This is a genomic window from Fictibacillus fluitans (assembly GCF_030418125.1).
Lineage (GTDB): Bacteria > Bacillota > Bacilli > Bacillales > Fictibacillaceae > Fictibacillus_C > Fictibacillus_C fluitans.
In genome coordinates, this window is the sequence record NZ_JAUHTR010000007.1 from 202,595 (window position 1) to 223,942 (window position 21,348).

General features: G+C 45.4%; 25 protein-coding genes. 10 read left to right on the forward strand and 15 right to left on the reverse strand.

Annotated features, from left to right (window positions below; genetic code table 11):
- Positions 1 to 28: 28 nt before the first annotated feature.
- Entirely contained in the window at positions 29 to 340 is a 312-nt protein-coding gene (locus QYB97_RS14650) for a hypothetical protein (protein WP_301166746.1), read from the reverse strand.
- A gap of 182 nt (positions 341 to 522) precedes the next feature.
- On the opposite strand from QYB97_RS14650, the gene QYB97_RS14655 reads away from it, so the two are divergent.
- From QYB97_RS14655 to QYB97_RS14665, 3 genes are read left to right on the forward strand one after another with little or no spacing between them, the layout of a single operon-like run.
- Positions 523 to 957 carry a MarR family winged helix-turn-helix transcriptional regulator gene (locus QYB97_RS14655; RefSeq protein WP_301166747.1) on the forward strand — a complete coding sequence of 145 codons (435 nt, stop codon included), beginning with the start codon at positions 523 to 525 and terminating at the stop codon, positions 955 to 957.
- A gap of 45 nt (positions 958 to 1,002) precedes the next feature.
- Positions 1,003 to 1,638: a nitroreductase family protein gene (locus QYB97_RS14660; protein WP_301166748.1), complete on the forward strand. Its 636-nt coding sequence runs from the start codon at positions 1,003 to 1,005 to the stop codon at positions 1,636 to 1,638.
- A gap of 28 nt (positions 1,639 to 1,666) precedes the next feature.
- Complete coding sequence (locus tag QYB97_RS14665; RefSeq protein ID WP_301166749.1) at positions 1,667 to 1,960, forward strand: putative quinol monooxygenase; 294 nt, start codon at positions 1,667 to 1,669, stop codon at positions 1,958 to 1,960.
- A 45-nt stretch (positions 1,961 to 2,005) separates the two neighbouring features.
- Here the strand turns inward: QYB97_RS14665 and QYB97_RS14670 are convergent, their stop codons facing one another.
- A complete protein-coding gene (locus tag QYB97_RS14670; RefSeq protein WP_301166808.1) occupies positions 2,006 to 3,466 on the reverse strand; it encodes an aldehyde dehydrogenase family protein in 1,461 nt (486 codons plus the stop codon).
- Positions 3,467 to 3,646: 180 nt separating this feature from the next.
- On the opposite strand from QYB97_RS14670, the gene QYB97_RS14675 reads away from it, so the two are divergent.
- The 6 genes from QYB97_RS14675 to QYB97_RS14700 all read left to right on the forward strand — a co-directional run bounded on the left by QYB97_RS14675 (position 3,647) and on the right by QYB97_RS14700 (position 7,576).
- The gene (locus QYB97_RS14675) at positions 3,647 to 4,300 is read left to right on the forward strand and encodes a TetR/AcrR family transcriptional regulator (protein ID WP_301166750.1); all 654 of its coding nucleotides are present in this window, start codon (positions 3,647 to 3,649) and stop codon (positions 4,298 to 4,300) included.
- Between the two features lie 173 nt (positions 4,301 to 4,473).
- Positions 4,474 to 4,899, forward strand: a complete 426-nt coding sequence (locus tag QYB97_RS14680; protein ID WP_301166751.1) for a carboxymuconolactone decarboxylase family protein — start codon at positions 4,474 to 4,476, stop codon at positions 4,897 to 4,899.
- 78 nt (positions 4,900 to 4,977) lie between these two features.
- Complete coding sequence (locus tag QYB97_RS14685; RefSeq protein ID WP_301166752.1) at positions 4,978 to 5,367, forward strand: CidA/LrgA family protein; 390 nt, start codon at positions 4,978 to 4,980, stop codon at positions 5,365 to 5,367.
- Complete coding sequence (locus QYB97_RS14690) at positions 5,342 to 6,043, forward strand: LrgB family protein (RefSeq protein ID WP_301166753.1); 702 nt, start codon at positions 5,342 to 5,344, stop codon at positions 6,041 to 6,043. The genes QYB97_RS14685 and QYB97_RS14690 overlap by 26 nt, the downstream gene beginning before the upstream one ends.
- Before the next feature lie 82 nt (positions 6,044 to 6,125).
- Positions 6,126 to 7,349 (forward strand): NAD(P)/FAD-dependent oxidoreductase, encoded by a 1,224-nt coding sequence (locus QYB97_RS14695; RefSeq protein WP_301166754.1) that lies wholly within the window; start codon positions 6,126 to 6,128, stop codon positions 7,347 to 7,349.
- A gap of 59 nt (positions 7,350 to 7,408) precedes the next feature.
- Positions 7,409 to 7,576, forward strand: coding sequence for a hypothetical protein (locus QYB97_RS14700; protein ID WP_301166755.1), 168 nt, complete (start codon positions 7,409 to 7,411; stop codon positions 7,574 to 7,576).
- A 34-nt stretch (positions 7,577 to 7,610) separates the two neighbouring features.
- On the opposite strand, the gene QYB97_RS14705 is transcribed toward QYB97_RS14700, so the two are convergent.
- The 12 genes from QYB97_RS14705 to QYB97_RS14760 all read right to left on the reverse strand — a co-directional run bounded on the left by QYB97_RS14705 (position 7,611) and on the right by QYB97_RS14760 (position 19,292).
- A complete protein-coding gene (locus QYB97_RS14705; RefSeq protein WP_301166756.1) occupies positions 7,611 to 8,135 on the reverse strand; it encodes a PepSY domain-containing protein in 525 nt (174 codons plus the stop codon).
- Positions 8,132 to 9,511, reverse strand: coding sequence for a sensor histidine kinase (locus tag QYB97_RS14710; protein WP_301166757.1), 1,380 nt, complete (start codon positions 9,509 to 9,511; stop codon positions 8,132 to 8,134). Before QYB97_RS14710 ends, QYB97_RS14705 begins: the two co-directional genes overlap by 4 nt.
- The gene (locus QYB97_RS14715; RefSeq protein ID WP_301166758.1) at positions 9,501 to 10,202 is read right to left on the reverse strand and encodes a response regulator transcription factor; all 702 of its coding nucleotides are present in this window, start codon (positions 10,200 to 10,202) and stop codon (positions 9,501 to 9,503) included. The genes QYB97_RS14710 and QYB97_RS14715 overlap by 11 nt, the downstream gene beginning before the upstream one ends.
- A 101-nt stretch (positions 10,203 to 10,303) precedes the next feature.
- A complete protein-coding gene (locus QYB97_RS14720) occupies positions 10,304 to 10,831 on the reverse strand; it encodes a PepSY domain-containing protein (RefSeq protein WP_301166759.1) in 528 nt (175 codons plus the stop codon).
- A 353-nt stretch (positions 10,832 to 11,184) separates the two neighbouring features.
- On the reverse strand, positions 11,185 to 12,639 hold the full coding sequence (locus tag QYB97_RS14725) for a DHA2 family efflux MFS transporter permease subunit (protein ID WP_301166760.1): 1,455 nt from the start codon (positions 12,637 to 12,639) through the stop codon (positions 11,185 to 11,187).
- 18 nt (positions 12,640 to 12,657) lie between these two features.
- Positions 12,658 to 13,236: a TetR/AcrR family transcriptional regulator gene (locus QYB97_RS14730; RefSeq protein WP_301166761.1), complete on the reverse strand. Its 579-nt coding sequence runs from the start codon at positions 13,234 to 13,236 to the stop codon at positions 12,658 to 12,660.
- Between the two features lie 372 nt (positions 13,237 to 13,608).
- A complete protein-coding gene (locus QYB97_RS14735; protein WP_301166809.1) occupies positions 13,609 to 14,613 on the reverse strand; it encodes a FecCD family ABC transporter permease in 1,005 nt (334 codons plus the stop codon).
- Entirely contained in the window at positions 14,613 to 15,653 is a 1,041-nt protein-coding gene (locus tag QYB97_RS14740; protein ID WP_301166762.1) for a FecCD family ABC transporter permease, read from the reverse strand. Before QYB97_RS14740 ends, QYB97_RS14735 begins: the two co-directional genes overlap by 1 nt.
- A gap of 27 nt (positions 15,654 to 15,680) precedes the next feature.
- The gene (locus QYB97_RS14745; protein ID WP_301166763.1) at positions 15,681 to 16,619 is read right to left on the reverse strand and encodes an iron-hydroxamate ABC transporter substrate-binding protein; all 939 of its coding nucleotides are present in this window, start codon (positions 16,617 to 16,619) and stop codon (positions 15,681 to 15,683) included.
- 69 nt (positions 16,620 to 16,688) lie between these two features.
- A complete protein-coding gene (locus tag QYB97_RS14750; protein ID WP_301166810.1) occupies positions 16,689 to 17,501 on the reverse strand; it encodes an ABC transporter ATP-binding protein in 813 nt (270 codons plus the stop codon).
- A 178-nt stretch (positions 17,502 to 17,679) separates the two neighbouring features.
- Positions 17,680 to 18,084, reverse strand: coding sequence for a cupin domain-containing protein (locus QYB97_RS14755; RefSeq protein WP_301166764.1), 405 nt, complete (start codon positions 18,082 to 18,084; stop codon positions 17,680 to 17,682).
- Positions 18,085 to 18,113: 29 nt separating this feature from the next.
- Positions 18,114 to 19,292 (reverse strand): MFS transporter, encoded by a 1,179-nt coding sequence (locus QYB97_RS14760; protein ID WP_301166765.1) that lies wholly within the window; start codon positions 19,290 to 19,292, stop codon positions 18,114 to 18,116.
- Between the two features lie 217 nt (positions 19,293 to 19,509).
- Between QYB97_RS14760 and QYB97_RS14765 the strand changes: the two genes are divergently transcribed.
- Positions 19,510 to 20,058: a TetR/AcrR family transcriptional regulator gene (locus tag QYB97_RS14765; protein WP_301166766.1), complete on the forward strand. Its 549-nt coding sequence runs from the start codon at positions 19,510 to 19,512 to the stop codon at positions 20,056 to 20,058.
- A gap of 53 nt (positions 20,059 to 20,111) precedes the next feature.
- Here the strand turns inward: QYB97_RS14765 and QYB97_RS14770 are convergent, their stop codons facing one another.
- On the reverse strand, positions 20,112 to 21,281 hold the full coding sequence (locus tag QYB97_RS14770) for an MFS transporter (RefSeq protein WP_301166767.1): 1,170 nt from the start codon (positions 21,279 to 21,281) through the stop codon (positions 20,112 to 20,114).
- Positions 21,282 to 21,348: the final 67 nt, after the last annotated feature.

Here is a 21,348-nt window from a genome sequence, read left to right on the forward strand (position 1 = left end):
ATGATTTTGCTGTTCATGGACCGGAAAATCATCGCGACGAACCTGAACTTCCATGATCCTGTTCAAAACCTCCGCTTGGAGCTTGCTGGAAATGATCCTGTCCCCAGTCAGAGGATTGTCCCTGGTCAAATGAATCATCATCCTGCTCCCCGCCGTCTGTAAAACCAAATGTATCTCCCTGATCATCGTTAAACTTATCATGATAGGCATGTCTGTTTGTATCCTGCGTAGAATCGTTTTGTACATTGGTCCCCGCCTGATGCCTGGCAACCAGCCCGCCGAAGGTAAAGAAAGTCACTGTGCTGACAGAAATCACCGACCACTTTACTTTTTTATTCATGTATCACACACTCCTGTATTTGAAGGTTACTGTTTTTCTTGAAGTATACACAGAGTGTAATCGCTGAAGCTTAATAAATCCTTAACTTTAAAGCAAGGCGGTTGACAATTTATTTTAATCGCGTTATATTGTTTGACGTATCAAACATTGAGGTGTCAAAGATTACCGAAAGAGGAGATTCCATGGACCATAAATGTGCGTCAAAAGCGCAAATTGCATATATATTACGGGAGCTTCACTACCAAATCAGTCCCAAGTTTGAACGCTGTACCGGGATCAGCCAGTCCCGCCTGGAGCTTCTTCAGCATTTATATGATGCAGAAGAGATCAGCCAGACCAAGCTGCAAAAAGTGGTGCACATTGATAATGCAGCGGTCACCAGGCATTTAAAGCAGCTCGAGGCTTCAGGAATGGTGAACCGGCGAAAGAACCCAGAGGACAACCGTGTCACGCTTGTAACCCTTACGGAGCAGGGCCGCAGCAAAATTCTTTCCTATCGAAAGGAAAGGGATCAATTTGTCACCAGCCTTCTTCAAGGTTTTTCTGATGAAGAACTCCCTGTTCTTGTTGACATGCTTCACCGCATGCAGCAAAACGCCGAACAAATTGAAGGCTAATCTTCAGACACCTTAGAATAACGTAAAATAAAGGAGAATGTACTCATGAATACAACACTTATCAATGACTATAATGAACTTCTAACAGGACGCCGTTCGATCCGTTATTACGATCCTTCTGTTAAAATCAGCAAAGAAGAAATGACAGAAATCCTGTCAAAAGCGACGTTGGCACCTTCTTCTACCAACATGCAGCCATGGCGTTTTCTAGTCATCGAAAGTGACGAAGCAAAACAAACACTATTGCCTTTAGCGAAATTCAACGCTTCACAGGTGGAAACTTCAGCTGCCATGATCGCTGTTTTTGGCGACCTCAACAACTTTGACAACGGAGAAGAAATCTACAGCAAAGCGGTTGAAAAAGGATTTATGCCTCAAGAGGTGAAAGAACAAATGATGGAGAAACTTTCTGCTCACTTTGAAAACCTCGACCCGGCAGACAATAAGGATGTTGTTCTCGTTGACGGCGGAATTGTATCCATGAGCCTTATGCTTGCTGCCCGTGCGCATGGTTACGATACATGCCCAATCGGCGGTTATGAAAAAGACCAAATCGCTGAAGCTTTCGGGTTGGACAAGGACCGATATGTACCTGTTATGCTGATTTCCATCGGAAAAGCTGCTAACACTGGTTATGCATCTGTTCGTTTGCCTGTTGAAAAAGTCGCAGAATGGAAATAATCCCACATTAATAAAGGAGAGAATGAAAATGATTCTAATTCACGCAAAAATGTTCGTTAATCCGGTTAAAGAAGAAGAATTTCTAGCAGAAGTACAGCAGCTGATCTCCGCATCTCAGGAAGAGGGCGGCAATGTATCCTATGATCTTTATAAAGATACTGTTGAAGACAGCGCGTATATGATGGTTGAAAACTGGAAGGACTTAGAGGCAGTGGACGCTCACAACAAAAGCAGCCATTTCACTGAGTTTGTCGGCAAAGCGCAAAACTACCTCATCCGTCCACTGGACGTGAAAGTATTTAATGCCCAGCAAGTTAAATAAAAAAAGAGAGCCTCAGCTCATAGCTGCGGCTCTCTTTTTTTGTTCTTATTTAATGAATGGACCGTAATCTCTGCGGTTATGCTGAACAGAAAGCCATTTAAGGGTTGTAAATTCTTCGAGCACCCATTCACCGTTAAAGCGGCCAAGGCCTGAATTCTTTTCCCCGCCAAATGGCATGTGAGCTTCATCGTTAACCGGCTGGTCATTGACATGGATCATGCCGGTATGAATTTGGTGTGCGACCTGAGTGCCACGTTCAATGTTGGATGAGTGGACTGCTCCGCTTAATCCGTACGGATAAGCATTAGCCATTTCAATCACTTCCTCTTCACTTTCAAACGGAATCAGGATCGCAACTGGTCCGAAAATCTCATTTTCAGCGACCGGCATATCGTTGGTCACATCAGTCAATACGGTAGGCTGAAGAACGTTTCCGTCCACTTTTCCGCCAAGTCGGACTTTTGCTCCCTGCTTCACACTTGCTTCCACATCTTTTAAGATACGTTCTGCCTGTTCATGATTAATCAGTGGCCCCACATTGGTGTCCTGCTCTGCCGGATTTCCGAATTTTAACTTCTCTGCACGCTGAATGAACTGTTCTTCAAATTCATCGTATTTATCTTTATGAACAAAAATACGGTTAATGGCCATGCATATTTGCCCCTGGTGATAAAATTTACCGAATAATGCAGACTCCACAGCCTGATCCATGTCCGCATCATCAAGCACGATAAACACATTATTTCCACCCAGCTCAAGCGCTGTTTTTTTCAGCTCTTTGCCAGCAATCTCACCTATATGTCTTCCCACTTCCGTTGATCCAGTAAATGAGATCAACCGTGGGACCGGATGAGTGACAATAGCATCACCGATTTCAGAGCCTCTTCCGACAACAACATTCAACAGTCCTTTTGGAAGACCCGCTGCTTCAAAGATACTTGCGAAGATTAACCCGCCAGTAACCGGAGTATCTGTAGCTGGTTTAACGACTACTGCATTACCCGTTGCAAGAGCTGGCGCAATGGAACGCATCGCCAAGTGGAACGGAAAATTCCAGGGACTGATGATGCCGATAACACCAAGCGGATTGCGATACACCCGATTTTCCTTGCCCGGTGTTTGGGATGGAAGAATCTTTCCTTCCATTCGGTACGGATACGTTCCAGATTCTTTAAGAATGTTAAGAGAAGCCCGAAATTCAATATTTGCTTTCATATACGTGCTTCCAGATTCTTTGATCAGCCAATCAATAATCAGCTCTTTATTGTCCATCATAATTTCAGCAGCCTTTTCAATCACCGCCCTCTTGTTTTGCGGAAGCTCTTCGGCCCATTCCTTCTGTGCACGAGCGGCTGCTTTATACGCTTCGTCCAAATCCTCTTTGGACGCTGCCTGGGTGCTGACAAGTTCTTCCCCTGTAAACGGATTTGTGTTTTTCATCGTTTTATCACTTGTTCCGTTTTGCCATTCTCCGTTGATATATATACGTGAAAAGTCTGTGTTCATCATGTACATAACTCTCCTTTATCATTAAATCACCTAACTTTAGACGTTTTTTATAAATTTCGTCTAAAATAAGGTCTGCATAAGACTTTACCCCTCTTCCCGTCTTTTGTAAACTCATTTGCCTTGTGAGACAAAAAGGTGTTTATGCTATAATTCATGTCAGAAAGGGATGGTTTTGGAATGAGAAGAATAACCCCGGAAGAGCGATTAAAAATGCGGAAAGTGTATGTAAGAAAAATGATGAATGAAGTCCGAACACAAGGCTTCCGTGCCATGACCATCCCGAAAATCGCAAAATTAATGAACATTAGCAGGGCCTCTCTCTATAATTACTTTTCATCCAAAGAAGATGTCATTCAAGAAGTAATCATCGTTTACACCGATTACTTAGAGGAATCGAAGGAGTTCATTCAGGACCAGACACGCTCTTATTCAGTACGTTTACAGAAAGTGTTTGAACAAGCCGTTTTCTCTGGCTATTACACTTCCGATGTTTTTATAAAGGATTTGAAGGAAAGCTGTCCCCTGCTTTATGAAAAAAAGCTTCAGTCCCACAAGGAAAACCGTCAAGCTGTTCAAAAATTTTATCAAGACGGCATAACTGATGGTGTCTTCCATTCCATTAACCCGAAAATTCTTATCATGCGGGACGAAACGGCACTAAAAACGCTTTTAAATACTTCCTTCTTACAAGATGTGGGGATATCCTTGGAAAAGGCGCTCGGTGATTATTTCGAAGCAATGTATCAATTGGTTGTTCCTGGATCCGTGAATGAGAAACATTCCATTGACCATGTGGTTCAGCCTATACTGGACAGGCTCTCTGTTGAATAAAAAAGGATACAAAAAGGACCGAAACGGAAATTCGGTCCTTTTTGTATCCTTTTTTCATTGCTTATCATTCTAAAAAGTTATACATATTATAATCATTATGTATTTTACGCATAACTTGATATGAGATATCATTTTCCATGTGATCAATTATTATAGTGGAAGGATGTTACACAATGAAAACAGATCGTTATCAACATGGACTCGATAAATTGATGGAGTACACCATAACCGAAAATGAGGAGGTTTCCACTCATTTAAAAATCTCGGAGGATCTTAAAGATATTGCACCGGATGTAGCGAAGTATATTATTGAATTTGGCTATGGCGATATTTATTCACGCTCTGGGCTGTCCAACAAACAGCGCGCCCAGATTACGATTTCTTCTCTTGTTACACAAGGTACAGAACCGCAGCTTGAGCTTCATATCAATACCGGACTCACTGCCGGCCTGACACCGACTGAGATTGTCGAAGGCTTCGTACAGCTGATTCCTTACACCGGATTCCCTCGAGTTCTTAACGCGCTTGCGGTGGCAAAAAGAGTTTTCGCCCAGCGCGGAGTAAAAGCCGCTGTTTCCGTTAACGAAAACCAGCATTAATAAATCGTCCACCATACCTTAAGGAGCCGTTCGCTTAGAGCGGTTCCTTTATTTAAAGCAATGAAAGAGGTATACACCATGAAATTTGTTACCGGTCTGCTGCAAGTAGCGGCCATCACTTTGCTTTTCCTGCTCGGAAATGCGATTGCCAATTACGCTAGCCTCCCTCTTCCTGGAAGCATGATCGGATTGGTTCTATTATTTCTGCTTCTTGTGTTAAGGGTCATAAAGCTTGAATGGGTGGAACAGGGTGCCAATTGGCTTCTTGCCGAGTTTCTACTCTTCTTCATTCCATCTGCCGTAGGTGTTGTAGATTACAAAGACATGATTGGCGGGCAATGGTGGAAACTTCTCGCTGTCATTGCCTTAAGCACGATCACTGTCATGGCATTCACCGGGTTGACCGCCCAATGGATCGCCAAAAGACGAAAGGATGTTCCTGGTGAATCTTCTTCTCATTCCAGCTAGTATCGCTGTCACGTACTTTGTGTACTGGCTGAATATAAAATGCTATAACCGCTGGAAGCTCGTCATCCTGACGCCGATTTTAATCAGTCCCATCGTTTTAATCCTTTTGCTTAACGCTACCAACACTTCTTTTCCTGCTTATTATAAAGGAGCCAAATGGCTGGGCTACATGCTGGGGCCGGCGACCATTGCTTTCGCGGTTCCGCTGTACAAACAATTTGATGTTGTGAAGAAGAACTTTGTGGAAATCCTCTGCAGTTTAACCATAGGATCGGCCGTGGCGATCGTTTCGTCTTTTCTCTATGCAGTATGGATGCATTTAGGAAGTCAACTGTCCAACAGCCTTGTCCCCCGCTCGATTACCACACCTGTTGCCATGGGCATCTCAAAAGTAATCGGCGGTATTCCAACCTTGACTGCAGTATTCATCATTATCACCAGTGTGGTCGGCGGTTTGCTCGGAACCTTCCTTATACAGCTTTTGCGAATAAAAGAACCCTCAGCAAAAGGCTTAATGCTGGGCATGAGCGCACTTGGTGCGGGCATTGCGAAAGCCTTTGAAATGGGCGAGCTGGAAGGGACCTTCGCCAGTCTGGCCATGATCACAGCAGCCATCATCTCGATTATCCTGGCATCTACGATTTTTCCATTGCTTCAAGGGGATTTGCTGCTCTAAACTTTTCCTGCACTTTACTTGTTAACTTGGTTGCTAAATAGGGTAAAAGTACGATAGAAGCAGTCAAGCAGGAGGAATAACTATGGAATTGCATAACGGCAGCCTCTTCTGGCCCACTACCCTTGATGGGGAAAAGACTATTAGAGGCAGAAAAGAAATCGATCCCCATTACGATGCAGTAATTGTTGGCGGCGGTATGTCCGGCGCATTGACGGCCTATACCCTGGCCAAGGAAGGTCTTCACATTGCGATCATTGATAAAAGAGAAATGGCTGGTGGAAGCTCTTCAGCCAATACAGGACTCCTTCAGTTTTCGAACGATATTATGCTGTATGAACTGATTGAACAAATCGGGGAAGAAAAAGCAGTGCGCTTCTACAAGCTGTGTCAGGAAGCGGTGGATCAGTTGAAAAAAGTGGCAGATTCCCTTCCCCGCCAGGTGGACATGATCAAGCGGAAAAGCATTTGTTATGCCAGTACTAAGGATGATGTTGAAAAGCTTCAAAAGGAATTCGCGGCCTTAACCAGACATGGCTTTCCTGCAGAATATTGGGACGAAGTAGAAATGAAAAAGCACTTGCCCTTTTCAAAAGCCGCCGCTCTCGTTACACATGGAGATGCAGAGGTAAATCCATATCGCTTTATTCAGGGGATTTTGGAACATATCCAGCAAAAAGGGGTTCATTTATTTGAAAACGTCGAGGCAATGGAGGCTGAAGAACAGTCTGACAAGGTTATGCTGAACACTTCCATTGGAACGTTTTCTGCAACGGACATCATTTATGCTACCGGTTATGATACCAATCCGATAAATGATAAAATCGGATCGGACATCAACCGGTCCTATGCCATTGCAACCGAACCGATTGACGATTTATCTTCATGGGAGGACAACGCCATGATCTGGGAAACCAAACGCCCCTACTTTTATATGCGTACAACGGTTGATAACCGAATCATAGCCGGCGGGCTGGACGAGGATAAGCCAGAAGCCCCTCAAAGTAAGGAATGGATCGATAACCGCGCACAGCGGATAAAAAAAGAGCTGGAAAATCTGTTTCCGGATCTCCCGATAAAAATTGACTGTGCATGGGGAGCGAGTTTTGGTGAATCTCTCGATAACCTCCCCTTTATCGGAAAACATCCACACAGAGACCGTTTGTACTATTTGCTCGGCTATGGAGGTAACGGAACCGTCTACAGTATGCTGGGCTCCCATATTTTAAGGGATCTTCTTCTAAATCGCCCCAACAGCGATGCAGAGCTGGTGAAACTGGAGCGGGAGAGCGAAAAAGAACTTGTGTAGGGATGCTGCAATAGAGGAGAGCACATGAAATATACACTCACGAAAAGGGGTTGAGACGCTTGTCTGATTTGTATTTGTTTTTCTTCATTGCGCTGATTGGGCTTGTGGTCATCATAGCGGGCACCATCATTTTGATGACACGGAAAATTGCAGCTCCCAACCAGGAAATCCACAAAAAAGTGGAGCGTCTGGAAAAAGAAATTGAAGCGTTAAAGAACCAAAATTAAAAGACCTGCTCTGATCAGCAGGTCTTTTTACATTTTAATCATTATCATTGTCCCAGACAATCGAGCTGACTTTTCCGGTGTAAACATTCACATACACTTTCGCTTCTTTGGTTTTCGTATTCACTTCCACCTCATACACCTGATCAGAACCCTCTCCCTTGAGTTCCACATCATCGACCTCGCCTTTTACTTCCTTGGCTGCGATGGTTCTTGCTTCCTGTTCCGTTAGTTTGGCAGAAGGATCTCCTCTTGGTTCTGTGTCATCCTTCTTCCCGCGCTTATTGTTGATTTTTTTTACAGATAAAATATTTCCTGTTTTTGCGTCGGCATGGATCGTATATTGCCCTTTTGCACCATCAAACAAGATATCGAAATACTTTTCGTTCACCAGCTGCGTTCGCTTTACATCCCCATCATACGTTGCCGTGACAAGCTCCTCCGCCTGCAGCTGACTTAGCGTTTGATTTTTCTCCCTGACATTCATGTAATATCCTATTCCCGCGCCGGCCAAGATTACTAAAACTGCTATCCCGATCAACCAACTCTTTTTCGGTGTCATACTCCCTCCTCAATCCCGCCATCTTCTGTCTTTTTCAACAACAGGGTTACTTCTGTTCCTTCTCCTTCTTTACTTTGGATGCGCATACTGCCATTCATGTTTTGAATCACCTGCTGAGCGATGGAGAGACCGAGTCCATTGCCTCCGGTTTCACGGTTCCGCGCTTTGTCGACCCGGTAGAACCGCTCGGTAACATGCGGCAAATCCTTCTCAGGAATTCCTTCACCGTAATCCCTTATTACAATAGAGGCGGAAGGACCTTCATTGCCGATGGTTACCTCGATCTGTTCTTTGCTGTATTTTTGAGCATTATCCAGCAGGATAAAAAGAACCTGCTTTAATCCTTCAAGGTTTCCCAGGACAATCTGCTTCTCTTTAAAAGGATAAAACCGGAGATCCCGGTTGTGGATGGCATTAAATGACGCGATGGACTTTCCGCAAAAAGCATTAAGTTCTATTTTTTCTGTTGGCAGCTGAAAATCATCAGTGCTTACAGCGAGTTTTAATAACTGCCGGGTCATCTCTTGCATATGAACCGCTTCCGCATCAATGGCAGCCACGGCTTCCTGAAAAAGCTCCGGCCTCTCCAGACCGCGGCGTTTCAGCAACTGGGTATAGCTTTGAATGATGGTTAACGGTGTTTTTAATTCATGGGAAGCATCGGAAACAAACTGCTGCTGCTTTTCATAGTTTTCCTGCAGCCGGTCCATTAAATGGTTATAGGTGACCGCCACGGTATACAGCTCATCCTTGGAACGATTCGTGAGAGGAATCTTTTTATAGGACCGTTCTCTCTGTGCTTCCTTCATTGTTCCAATCATGGCAGCCACAGGCTTGAGGATCAAATTCCCCAGGATTCTGCCGCTTGCGATGGAGGGAATTAAGATGGCGAGGGATGCAGCCAGCAGCACCCAGCGCAAGATATTGAGATTCTCCTCCACCTGGCTCAATCCTTCAACGACTTCCAGCGTCACTACATTTCCGTCGCTCCAGATTAACGGAATGTGGCTTCGAACGGAAAGCTTTCCATCATTTTTAAAAATGTCCGCAGATTGGCTGTTTGAGAAATGCGGTGTTAGATCGGTAAGCTGATGGTTGTCTTTTTCAATGACCAGGACAGACTTGGAATCTTCCGAAATAATTCGGATCCTCCCGTTGGAGGGAATATAGGCTCTCAAGAGATCAACAACAGCAGTCCGTGAGGCCAGATGAGGCTTGACCGCCTGGGCGATGACTTCTGTTTGCCTGGTCAGCCGGTCTCTTTCCGATTCGGTTGATAGTTTATAAAACATAAAGTAAATGCACGAGTTAATAATCATAACCATAATAAAGAGCCATACCGTAGACAGCATCTGGATCTTGGTTTTAATCTTCACCTTTGCTGCTCCTTATGCAATACCCCACTCCACGGACCGTATGGATCAAATCCTCTTGTTCTTGATTGTCCAATTTTTTGCGCAGATACCGGATATAAACGTCCACCACATTCGTGTCACCATAATAATCGAATCCCCACACATGGCTAAGAATCTGGTCGCGGTTGAGCACTTGATTCTTGTTTTTCACAAGGTAGCATAACAGATCGAATTCTCTGCGGGTCAATTCAATTTCCCGGTTGCCGCGTTTTACTACCCGTGATTTTTCGTCCACTGTCAGATCTGAAATTGTGATGAGGTCTTCCCCGTATTTCTCCTTCGCTCCTTTAAATCTTAACGCTGTACGGATTCTCGCCAGCAGCTCCTCTGTCTGGTAAGGCTTCGTAACATAGTCATTGGCTCCAAGATCAAGGCCGCTGACAATGTCAGGTACCGAATCACGGGCTGTCAGCAAAATGACCGGCGTGTCATTGTTCGCCGACCGCAATCGCCTCAGCACCTCCATGCCACTCAATTGCGGAATCATCACATCAAGAAGAATCAAGTCCCACTCCTGCTTCATTGCTTTGGTTAACCCATCCAGCCCATCGTAGGAAATATCATATTGATAGCCCTCAAACTCCAGTTCCAGCCCCAGTATTCTGGCAATTTTCTTTTCGTCTTCGATAATTAAGATGTTTACCGGATCCAAGATGAGCCTCCTTGTTTTCTATATCTTTTCTCAACTTTAGTATGAGGGTTAACCAAAATCAATGATAAGCTCCAGATTATTGGTAAAACTTCCTTTATCTCTTAATCTTCATCCTTATCTGCGGCTTCACTTTCCATGCTGATCACTTTCCCGGTATTCGCATCAATCGCCAGCTCGGTTTTCTTTGTTTTAGTTTTTACTTCCGCTTCATACAGAAGCTTCCCCGACTCATTGTCCAACTCTATTTCCGATAAGGTTCCTTTGCCTTCTTTCTGTGCAATTCTAGCGGCTTCCATTAAATCAATCTTTGGTGACGAGACGGCGTCATCCTTTTCAAGCGCTTCTTTCTCCACAGAAACCACTTTTCCCGTGTCCGTCTGTATGGTCACTTCAGATTCGTTTTCTTTTCCTTGCAGGCTCACTTCATAAAATTCTTTACCATTTTCCTTATCTGTTTCAAAGCTTACAGGGGTACCGCTTTCGTTCTCCAGCGCCTTGGATACAGCTTCCTCTTCGTCCACACTTGAATTTGAATTGGCCGCATGTGCGGTATAGCTGTATGCGCCAGCTCCTGTTACAAGAGATAAAGCCAATGCACCGGTCATCATTTTCGTTTTCTTTTTCATCATTTATTCCTCCTTGTTGGTTATGGTTAAATCTTACCCATGCCACATTAGAACAACTTTGGAGAAAGATTAGAATTTGATGAGAAATAAAAAGGGGGTATCCAATAAGTGTCCTTGAAGATCTTGAAGGGGTTACTTTCCGTTTCGAGTCGCTCGCTTTCCGCGGGCGGGCGCTGAGCCTCCTCGTCGCAAGCTCCTGCGGGGTCTCATCTGTCCCGCTTTTCCCGCTGGAGTCTCGCACCCACCACTCCAAGTAACTTATAAAGGAAGAGGATGACCCAACTCAATGCTGTCAAACGAAAAAGGAGCTTCCATAAGTCATTTTTACTGACTTTCTGGACAGCCCCTAAACAAAATTACACTTCTCGATATACTTTTACACGCTTGATGAAGATTGAAATGATCAAACCGACGATTGTAATGATAATCCCGAATATAAATGCCTGCTGTACTCCTTCTGTAAAAGCGAGCAGCGGATTCAACGCGTTGGTCTTATCATCGTTCGTTTCCATATAGCGCTGGGCCCCGGAAGACAAAATGGAAATGGCAACAGCGGTTCCGATTGCCCCTGCCACTTGCTGCAGGGTGTTCATGATCGCGGTTCCGTCCGGATACAGTTCCTTTGGAAGCTGATTTAAGCCATTCGTTTGTGCTGGCATAAACACCATGGAAACTCCAATCATCATTAATATGTGAAGAATGACAATCGTTACAGAAGTCGTGTTCAATGTGATTCTTGAAAAGCCCAGCATCGACCCGAGCGTAATCACTAAACCGGAAATCACAAGCCACTTCGGTCCGAATTTGTCAAAAAGGCTTCCCATAACTGGGGACAAAAGACCATTGATGACCCCTCCTGGCAGGAGAAGAAGCCCTGCGGCAAATGTGCTTAGCGCCAAAGAAGTCTGAAGATAAAGCGGTAAAAGGATCATGGAAGACAAAATAACCATCATACATACAATCACCATCAGCACACCCAATGAGAACATCGGATAGCGAAAAGCTCTCAGGTTCAGCATCGGCTGTTCCATGTTCAGCTGGCGAATGACAAACAAAAGGAGTCCAATTGCACCAACGACGAGAGCAATAATGACCGGTGTGCTGCTCCAGCCACCGCTTTCCCCAGTAGAACTGAATCCATACACCACTCCACCAAATCCAAGAGTCGATAACACGATGGAAAGCAAATCAATTTTCGGCTTTGTTGGCGTTGTTACATTCTGCATAAAAAACAGTCCAAAAATCAGGGCCATCACCAACAGCGGAAGCGATATCCAGAAAATCCAATGCCAAGTCAGACTCTTAAGAATCAAGCCGGACAGTGTAGGTCCTACTGCCGGTGCAAACATGATTACCAGGCCGATAATCCCCATGATTTTCCCCCGTTTATACGGCGGCACAATGAATAAGATCGTATTAAACATAAGCGGCAGCAGCAATGCTGTTCCAAGCGCCTGCACAACCCGTGCGATCATCAATACACTGAAGGAAGGGGCGACTGCAGCAATAAACGTACCTATAATTGAAAAAATCAGTGAAGTGATAAACAGTTGCCTGGTCGTGAACCATTGCAGGATCATGCCGGATACAGGAACAAGGATGCCGAGTGTAAGCAAATACCCTGTTGTCAGCCATTGTGCTGTCGTTTCATTGATGCCCAAACTATGGATCAAGTTGCTTAACGCCATATTTAACGCTGTTTCACTGAATAACCCGATAAACCCGGCTACCACAAACGTGATGATAACGGGTGTTGCTTTTATATGTTCAAGGCCGCTTTCACCTGCGGTCACTTGCGAATCAGATGCCATGTTGTAATTCCCCCTATACTAGTCTTCATTCGTAAGCAAAAACGGTATTTGCTTTGAGATCGAACGCAACGGTTCCCCACTGCCGCCCGTCATCGATAAAATGCAGCCTCCTTCAATCAGCGCATTCAAGGTCACACCCAGATCTGCTGCTTTATTGTCATCAAATCCAAACCCTGTCAGAACCTCAGCGTATAACGACTGCCAGTTTGAAAAAGCGGAATGGCATGCTTCCCGGAGCTTTGGATTGGTTTCCGCTGTTTCCGAAGCGATCAGTCCGATGGGCAATCCCGTGGTCTTCTGCTTTGAATCAAATAAAAAAGAAACCTTCTCAATATGATGCACAAAGGCTTCTACCGCAGTTGCTTTGCCGCTTAAATCCTTTTTTGCAGAGTCCAGAACGTGCTGTTTCATTAATTCAATGGCTTCAAGTGCAATCTCTTCTTTGCCATCTGGAAAATGATAATAGATGGATCCTTTCGGTGCTCCGCTTTCCTCTATAATCTGCTTCAACCCCGTGCCATGGTAACCCTGGCATTGAAACAGGCGGGAAGCAGTCCCTAATATACAGTTCCTCGTGCTTTCCTTTTTATTCGCCAACGTTTACACCTCAAAATTATAGTGATCGGTCTACATAATAATATGGCAATCAAACGATCCAGTCAACTTTTACATCCTGTCCAAGAAGGCTGGAAGCAGTTGATTTTCGATCCAGGCCGCTCGCTGTCCGTGGGGCGTGCGGTGAGCCTCCTTGCCGCAAGCGCCTAAGTAGTCTCACCTGTCACGCTATCCCCACAGGACAAGGAATGCTTCGGCAGCGATGCATCGCACGAAGTAAATGTGTTCTTCATTTTCGAGGAGTCTCGCACCTTCCACTACAATCAACTTTTCAGGAAGCCTATTTACGCAAAAAAGGGCCGCTTGAAGGTCAATTTTTGACTTTCAGGCAAACCCTGAGAAACATGCCAATGCTTATTTCCTCGCCAACAGATACATAAAATATGGCGCTCCAATTAAAGTTACGATAATTCCGGCAGGGATGCCGCTCGGGTCCAAAATGACTCTGCCGATCGTATCCGCGGCAAGCAGCAGGACCGCTCCGATCAATGCGGCAAGCGGTAAAAAGGATTGGTGGCGCGGACCGACAAGTGACCTTGCGATATGAGGAGCCATTAGGCCGACAAAGGCGATACCGCCACTGACGGCCACTGATGCCGAGGCAAGCGCAACCGCAATAGTGATCAGCACAATCCGTTCTCTTCCCGCGTTTACACCGGTCCCGATCGCAACGTTTTCGTTCAGGTTCAGCATGTTCAATACGTTGGATTTCACCATGGAGATTGGAAGAAGCAACAAAATCCAGGGAAGCAATGAAAGGACGAAAATCCAATCATCACCCCAAATTCGCCCGGCAAGCCAGTTGGCCATGAACGCGTAGTTCTCCATATCCAGTCTGGTCGCGAGGGTCAGGGCTGCTCCTGAAAGAGCGGCAGCCAAACCGACACCCACCAGAACAAGGCGGGCCGGCTCAACCCCTTCGCCTTTTTTATAAGACATGATATAGATGATTGCTGCGGTTGCTCCGCCTCCTGCCAAAGCAAAAAGCGGAAGTATGTACAGCGAACTGGATGATTCCACAGAAAAGAACATGATGTAAACGACGACCATTAATCCGGCTCCGGCATTAATACCGAGGATGCCGGGATCTGATAGCGGATTTTTCGTTAAGCTTTGAAGAAGGGCACCTGATACCGCAAGTCCCATTCCTGCCAGAACGGCGACAATGATACGCGGCAGCCTGAACTCAAATAAAATAAGGTCCTGTTTTGGTGTACCTTGTCCGAAAATTGTCCAAAACAGCTCCGTGGGAGTTAAAGAGGCAAAGCCGGTTGCCACACTGATAATAAATACTGCGATCAGCAATACAATCGCGGAAATGGTTGTTACTCTTACCTTTTTTGCATGACCGGGATTCATCAACGGCTCATTCCCCCCCTTCTCGCAAGATAAAGGAAGAACGGAACGCCGATCATCGCGACGACCGCTCCAACCGGAGTCTCATAAGGTGCATTGATCACTCGTCCGAAGGTATCGGCCAAAACCATCAGCACACTTCCGAATATGGCGGAACAGGGAATGATCCAGCGGTAATCCGTGCCAACCAAAAACCTGACAATATGCGGAACCATTAATCCCACAAATGCAATGGCACCCACCAGCGATACAGCTGCACCAGCCAAAATCAGCACCAACGTCATCAGAACCATTTTCGTAAGCACCGTATTCTGCCCGAGTCCCCTGGCGACTTCTTCCCCAAAACTGAGCATCGTCAATTGCCTTGAAAACAGAACAGCGACCACAATTCCCACCAAAACCACGGGAACGATGAGCTTAAGCTGTGTCCAGCTGGTGCCCGACACCCCGCCGGCCGTCCAAAACGCAAGGTCCTGTGAAAGCTTAAAATATAGCGCGATGCCTTGTCCCAGTGACGAAAGAAGGGCAGAAACTGCGGCGCCGGCAAGCGTGATCCGGATCGGGGAAAGTCCGCCTCTTCTCATGGATCCCAGGCCAAACACCATTCCCGCTCCAATACCGGCACCAATAAAGGAAATCAGCATAACCGTTAAATAATCCGCTCCTGTATAAAAGGCAAACACACAGGCAAGAGCAAAGCTTGCGCCGGCATTCAAGCCGAGAAGTCCGGGATCGGCAAGGGGATTGCGGGTCATCCCCTGCATGATCGCGCCGCTGACGGCAAAGGCTGCCCCAACCACTGCTGCTCCGAGCTCTCTTGGCAAACGAAGACTGACAATAATGCGGTCGGCCTCTCTGCCAGGATCATAATTTAAAATGGCATTCCAAACCGTTAACACGTTAATCTTCGCTGCTCCAACCGATATGGCTACTCCGATACTTACCAGAAGCAGAACAAGGCCGAGCAGCAGGATGGCTTTTCCTGCTGTCGGCCGGGAATATACAGTATGATCTTTTATCTGTTTCGTTTTTGTTTTGAACATAGCTTGCTACCCTTTTCTATTCGCAATTTAGTTCTTTTTTGTCAGCTCTTTTACGACAAAGTCCAGTTCTTTTTCAAGGGAAATCGGGTCATTGAAGTAGAACGAATCAGAATCAAATTTGATCGCATGTCCGTTCTTCACGGCAGGAAGCTCTTTCCATACGTTGGACTTCATAAAGGAGTTGTCCGGATTGCCTGAACCGGTTCCTACAAAAATGTAGTCGCCTGCATATTTTGGAATCACTTCTGTAGAGATGGCTTTCCAGCCAGGACCGAATACATCCTCTTCCAGTTTCTTAGGTGCTTTTAAGCCCAGCGCCTGGTAAATAACCTCTGTTCCGCGTCCCCAGTTCTTTCCGTACACATACATATCTTTACCATAGGCTTCCATGACCATAAACGTTTTATCTTTACCGATGGCAGATTGTACTTTTTCACGGGCATCAGCGGCTTCATTCTTCCATTCTTTTACCCATGCTTTGGCTTCCTTTTCTTTACCTACCATTTTTCCGATTTCAACGTGCTGCTCCAAATAGTCGTATTTGTCGTACGTCATCGTGACGGTTGGCGCAATTTCTTTGTATTTCTTAAGGTTTTTATCATCAGAGTAGGTGATGATCAAATCAGGATCCAGCTCGAGAAGCTTTTCATAAGAATCGGCTGTTACAACTTCAGCCTTGTCCAGCTTGTTTCCGTAAAATTTGTTTTGCTTCGGATATTCGTTAACAGCTACTGGCGTGATGCCAAGTTCAAGCAGGTTTCCAGCATACGTTGCTGCCATCATGGCCACACGCTTTGGATGGGCCGGAACCTTCACATCGCCCTTTTCGCCTTTATAGATTCTTGTTTTGGATTCCTTCTTACCAGAATCGGCGTTTTCTTCCGATTTATTGCCGCAAGCTGACAATGCCAGCATAAGAACGACGGCCACCAGGCCAATCAACCAGTTCTTTGTATGCTTCTTCATCTTATGAGTCCCCCTATAATTAGCAATAATAATCATTCTCAATTGAAGGTAAAAAAGAAAGGCGCAAGATTACGCCAGGTTCCCAACCAGTTCTACAGGCTTTATGATATCGTATGTCAGACACACGGGCTTTCTCGTTCTTGGGTCCATGCCGATTTCGGCATCGATATTGAAAACGTTTCGAAGCACCTGGCGTGTCATCACCTCTTCAGCTGTCCCCTCGTTGATAATGGAACCGTCTTTCATGGCCACCATGTGATGAGCAAAGCGGGCAGCGTGGTTCAGGTCATGAATCACCATAACAATCGTTCGGTTTTCCACTCTGTTCAGGTGGTCCAGCAGTTCAAGAACTTCCAGCTGGTGGCACATATCAAGGTACGTGGTCGGCTCATCCAAAAGGATGATGTCTGTTTCCTGCGCCAATGCCATCGCGATCCATACCCGCTGGCGCTGTCCGCCTGAAAGGGCATCGACCGGGCGGTCCTTAAATTCATGAATGCCGGTAACCTGCAGGGACCAGTCAATGACCTCATAATCCTTCTTCGTAAGTTTTCCAAGGCCCTTTTGGTAGGGAAATCTTCCGTAGGAAACAAGCTCACCAACTGTCAGTCCTTCTGGTGCGTCAGGGGACTGAGGCAAAATCGCCATCTTTTGGGCAATCTTCTTCGTGGGTTCCTTGCTGATCCCCTTCCCGTCAAGATACACCATGCCGGTTTTCGGATTCAGGATGCGGGACAACGTTTTCAAAAGCGTTGACTTTCCGCATCCGTTAGGCCCGATAATCGCCGTAATTTGTCCATCCGGAATGGAAACTCCGAGATTCTTCACTATATCTCTTTCACCGTATGTAACCGTCAAATTTTCAGCGTGCAGCCTGGACATCATTGAAGCCTCCTCTTAAACCCTACCTGTAATCTATATCAATCCATCAATTGAAAATGATTATCAATCTCGTGTTTAATTTTATGGGATTACCAGAAAGATGTCAACCTTGTTCCCAGAATTGTCAATAAAAAAAGCTGGCCTCCATGATTTGAGAGGGCAGCCTTCTTCTAAAACCTTAGCCTTGCAGCTTACTGTATGCTTCTTCATCGACAGCTTCCAGCCAGACGGTTTCTCCTGGTGTAAGGGCCAAGTGAACAAACCAGCTGTCTTTTGTGGCACCATGCCAGTGTTTTACTTGGGGCGGGATATTAATCACATCGCCTGATTTTAATAATTGAGCGGGTTTTCCTTCCTCCTGATACCAGCCCTCTCCGCCTGTGACCAGTAAAACCTGTCCAACGTTGTGAGAATGCCAGTTATTGCGCGCTCCCGGAGCAAAGGTTACATTTCCAATTGCGGTATTGAGTGGTTCCGGATCGGTAAACACCATCTGCAGGTAGGCATCACCGATAAAATTGGCTGCATCCGCTTTTTGCCCTAACGGAAAAACGGTACTGTTTCTTAAATGTTCATTTTTCACTTTTGTCCCTGCTTTCTTTTACTTTACTTTTATCGTGAAATAGCTTTCTCGTAAGCCCTTGTTTTGATGCTTGGACTCAGCGAAAACCAAGCCATTACAACGGCAATAGCGACCGATACAGCTCCCAGCCAGCTGACCGCCTGTACCGACAGGCTTTTTACAGCAATACCGCCCATTCCGGCGGCGGCCGCAATGCCCAGCTGGATGAAGGAGCCATAAAGACTCAGCATGATCCCTGACGCTTCCGGGGCAAGCCGGATCAGATTATACTGCATACCCGGACCCGATGACCATGCCGAAAAGGACCAAAGCATCAGCAGCGGAATCGCAGCCCATGCGGAGCTGGCAATCGTAGACAGGAGAACTAAAGCCGTGACGTGGAGAACCAGTCCGCCGATTAGCGTCCTGCGGTTACCGATCCGGTCTGTCATGAACCCGCCAAACTTGGAACCTATTAAGGTAGCGATACCAAAGGCAAACAGGGCTCCGCTTACTTCTTTTCCGGTCATGGAGGTAACGGTTAACAGGAAGGGCGCTATATAGGAATACATTACCCCATATCCCAGCTGCCAAAAGAACGTGACACCGAGACCCATTAAAATTTTCGGGTTTTTCAAGTGAGAGAGCTGCCTGCCGAGCGGTACGACAGTCTCATTAGCTGTTGCAGGAATGGTACGGATAATAAGAAGGATTGCCAGTAAGCTGAGAATGCCTATGCCGACGAAAATCATCTTCCAGTTGTAAACCGTTGCGATAAGGCGACCAATAGGTACGCCGATGATAATGGCAGCACTAAACCCGAGGATGATGGTCCCAATCGCTCCTGCCTGTTTTTCCGGCGCTGCTAATTTTGCTGCAGCCGTCTTGGCAGCAATGGCAAAGACTCCACTGCCCAGAGCAAGGACGACACGTGAAACAATAAGGAAACCAAAGCCCGGCATGATAATCGTCATTGTACTGCCGAGCACCATTAAAACAAGTGAAAGCATCAATAATTTAAGCTGGTTCATTTTCGTGGTTGCCATCACGACAAGCGGCGATCCTAACGCATTAGCAAGAGCAAATACGGTAATAAGCTGACCTGCCGCTGATACCGAAACATCATTCGAGACTGCCACTTTATCCAAAATACCTGCGATTACATATTCCGATGTACTCACCATAAAGGTAACCAGGGCAAGCATGTATATCTTCCAGGTGTTGTTCATCTTTATCCTATTCACCCCTCTATTGAGTAAAGGAACTCACATAAAAACATCATTGATTGATTAATCAACATCTGTCTATAATTATATATAGGTGTAATATGCATTCAATCGTTAATTAAGTGTTATTTGTTGTTTAATTAACAAATTCATCAAGTTTGTTGTTTATCCATCAATGAAGCACGTATTGATTATAAATTTTAGAAGGGGTGGCAGGACAATGCCTAAAGTAGATAGAAGAATTGCCAAAACTCAAGAGGCGATAAAAAAGTCAATTCTTGAACTGATGAACGAAAAAGATTTTGATAACATAACCATTCAGGATATTTCTGACCGGGCAAATGTGAACCGAAGCACGGTTTATCTTCATTACCTGGATAAATACGATTTGCTGGAAAAGATGGTGGAAGAACATATCAACCAGCTTAAGGAGACAGATGAATGGGCCTGCCAGGAGGAATGGATTGATGCCACTCAGATCTTTTTTGAATACTTTGAGAAGCATTTTTTATTTTTTTCAACGATGCTGGCCAGCAAAGGTGCTGCTCCCTCTTTTCGCAGTAAATTCCTGGAGTATGTGATGGACGGGTTCAAAGATGAGCTGCAAAAAACAAACGGAAAAAGTGAAGGTCTGAGTGATGATGTGGTGGTTAAATTCGCCGCAAATGCTTATGTAGGAGTTTTGGAATCATGGCTAAAGGATGGAATGCCGTCCCCTCCTAAAACGATAGCAAGAGAACTTGGAATTTTATTAGAGAGAATTCTTTAAAAACATAACGAAAAGGCCGGAGAAACACCTGGCCTTTTCGAATGCTTAGAATTTCACCTGGAAAGTTGCTGTGCTGGCACATGCTTGTAATTCCTTAAGAATATGGCGGCCACACTCAAAACCAATGACAGGATCCCCGCCATTACAACATATTGGATACCCATCTCTGTTATAAACAAACCGCCCATAGCTGCTCCAAAGGTAGCTCCTATGTTGCAGGATGACAAAAATAAACCATTGGCGAAATCCGGAGCTTCGGGAGCTGCGGTTGAAAGCAAATATTGATTGATATTGGCCCCCACCCCGGCCAATATGCCCCAAATGAAAGTGACGATCGCCATGGGCACCGTAAATTGTCCTGTGAAAAATAAAATAATATAAACGGCTCCCAATACAAAAGGAAAAGATGCCACTGATTTCATGGCCCTCTGTGTAAGCAGCCTTCCTGCCACAATGTTTCCTATAATATTGGCTCCGCCATAAATGAATAACGTTAAACTTATGATATTCGGAGACATATTTGTCACGGTTTTCAGGTATTCAGCAAGATAACTGTATACCCCTATGACGGATGCATTTAATAAAATAACAGCCACTACGGAAAACCAGGTGATGGATTTTTTCAATACCTTCAATTGCGATCCATAATGAAGTTTTTCATTAACGGGCATCGACGGCACATACAGCCATGTAGCAATGAGGACTAATGCATTAACAGCCGCAAAGAAACTCATCCCCGTCTGCAAAAAAGTGACACTGGTTATGAAGCTTACAACCGGCACACCGACGACCATCCCTGCTGATACGCCAATAAACACTCTGGAAACCGCTTTTGGCGCTCCCTCCCTGCTGACCGAAGCAGCGGCAACTGAAAAGGCCAATGAACAATAGATGGGATGAAACAGACCTTGTATTCCGCGGGCAATTAACAGAACGTTAAAATTTGACGTGTAGATGGATACAATATTGCCCACAAGAAAAACACACAATACAAGCAACATCACATTTTTGCGATTGATACCCGAAAACAATAACGGCAGCGTTGGGCCGGATAGCGCAACGGCAAGAGCAAAGAAACTCACCAGCCACCCCGCTTTTGAAATGCTGACATTAAAGTGTTCTGCAATATCGGGCAGTATCCCAATTACCCCCATCTCGGTATTCAAAATACCAAAGACACCTACAGTCAAAATGAAGATCAACAGGCTATTGCGATTAACCATGATTAAACACTCCAAACCTTTTAGCAATTACTGTTGATTAAGCAACATATGTCTATCTTATAAAAGG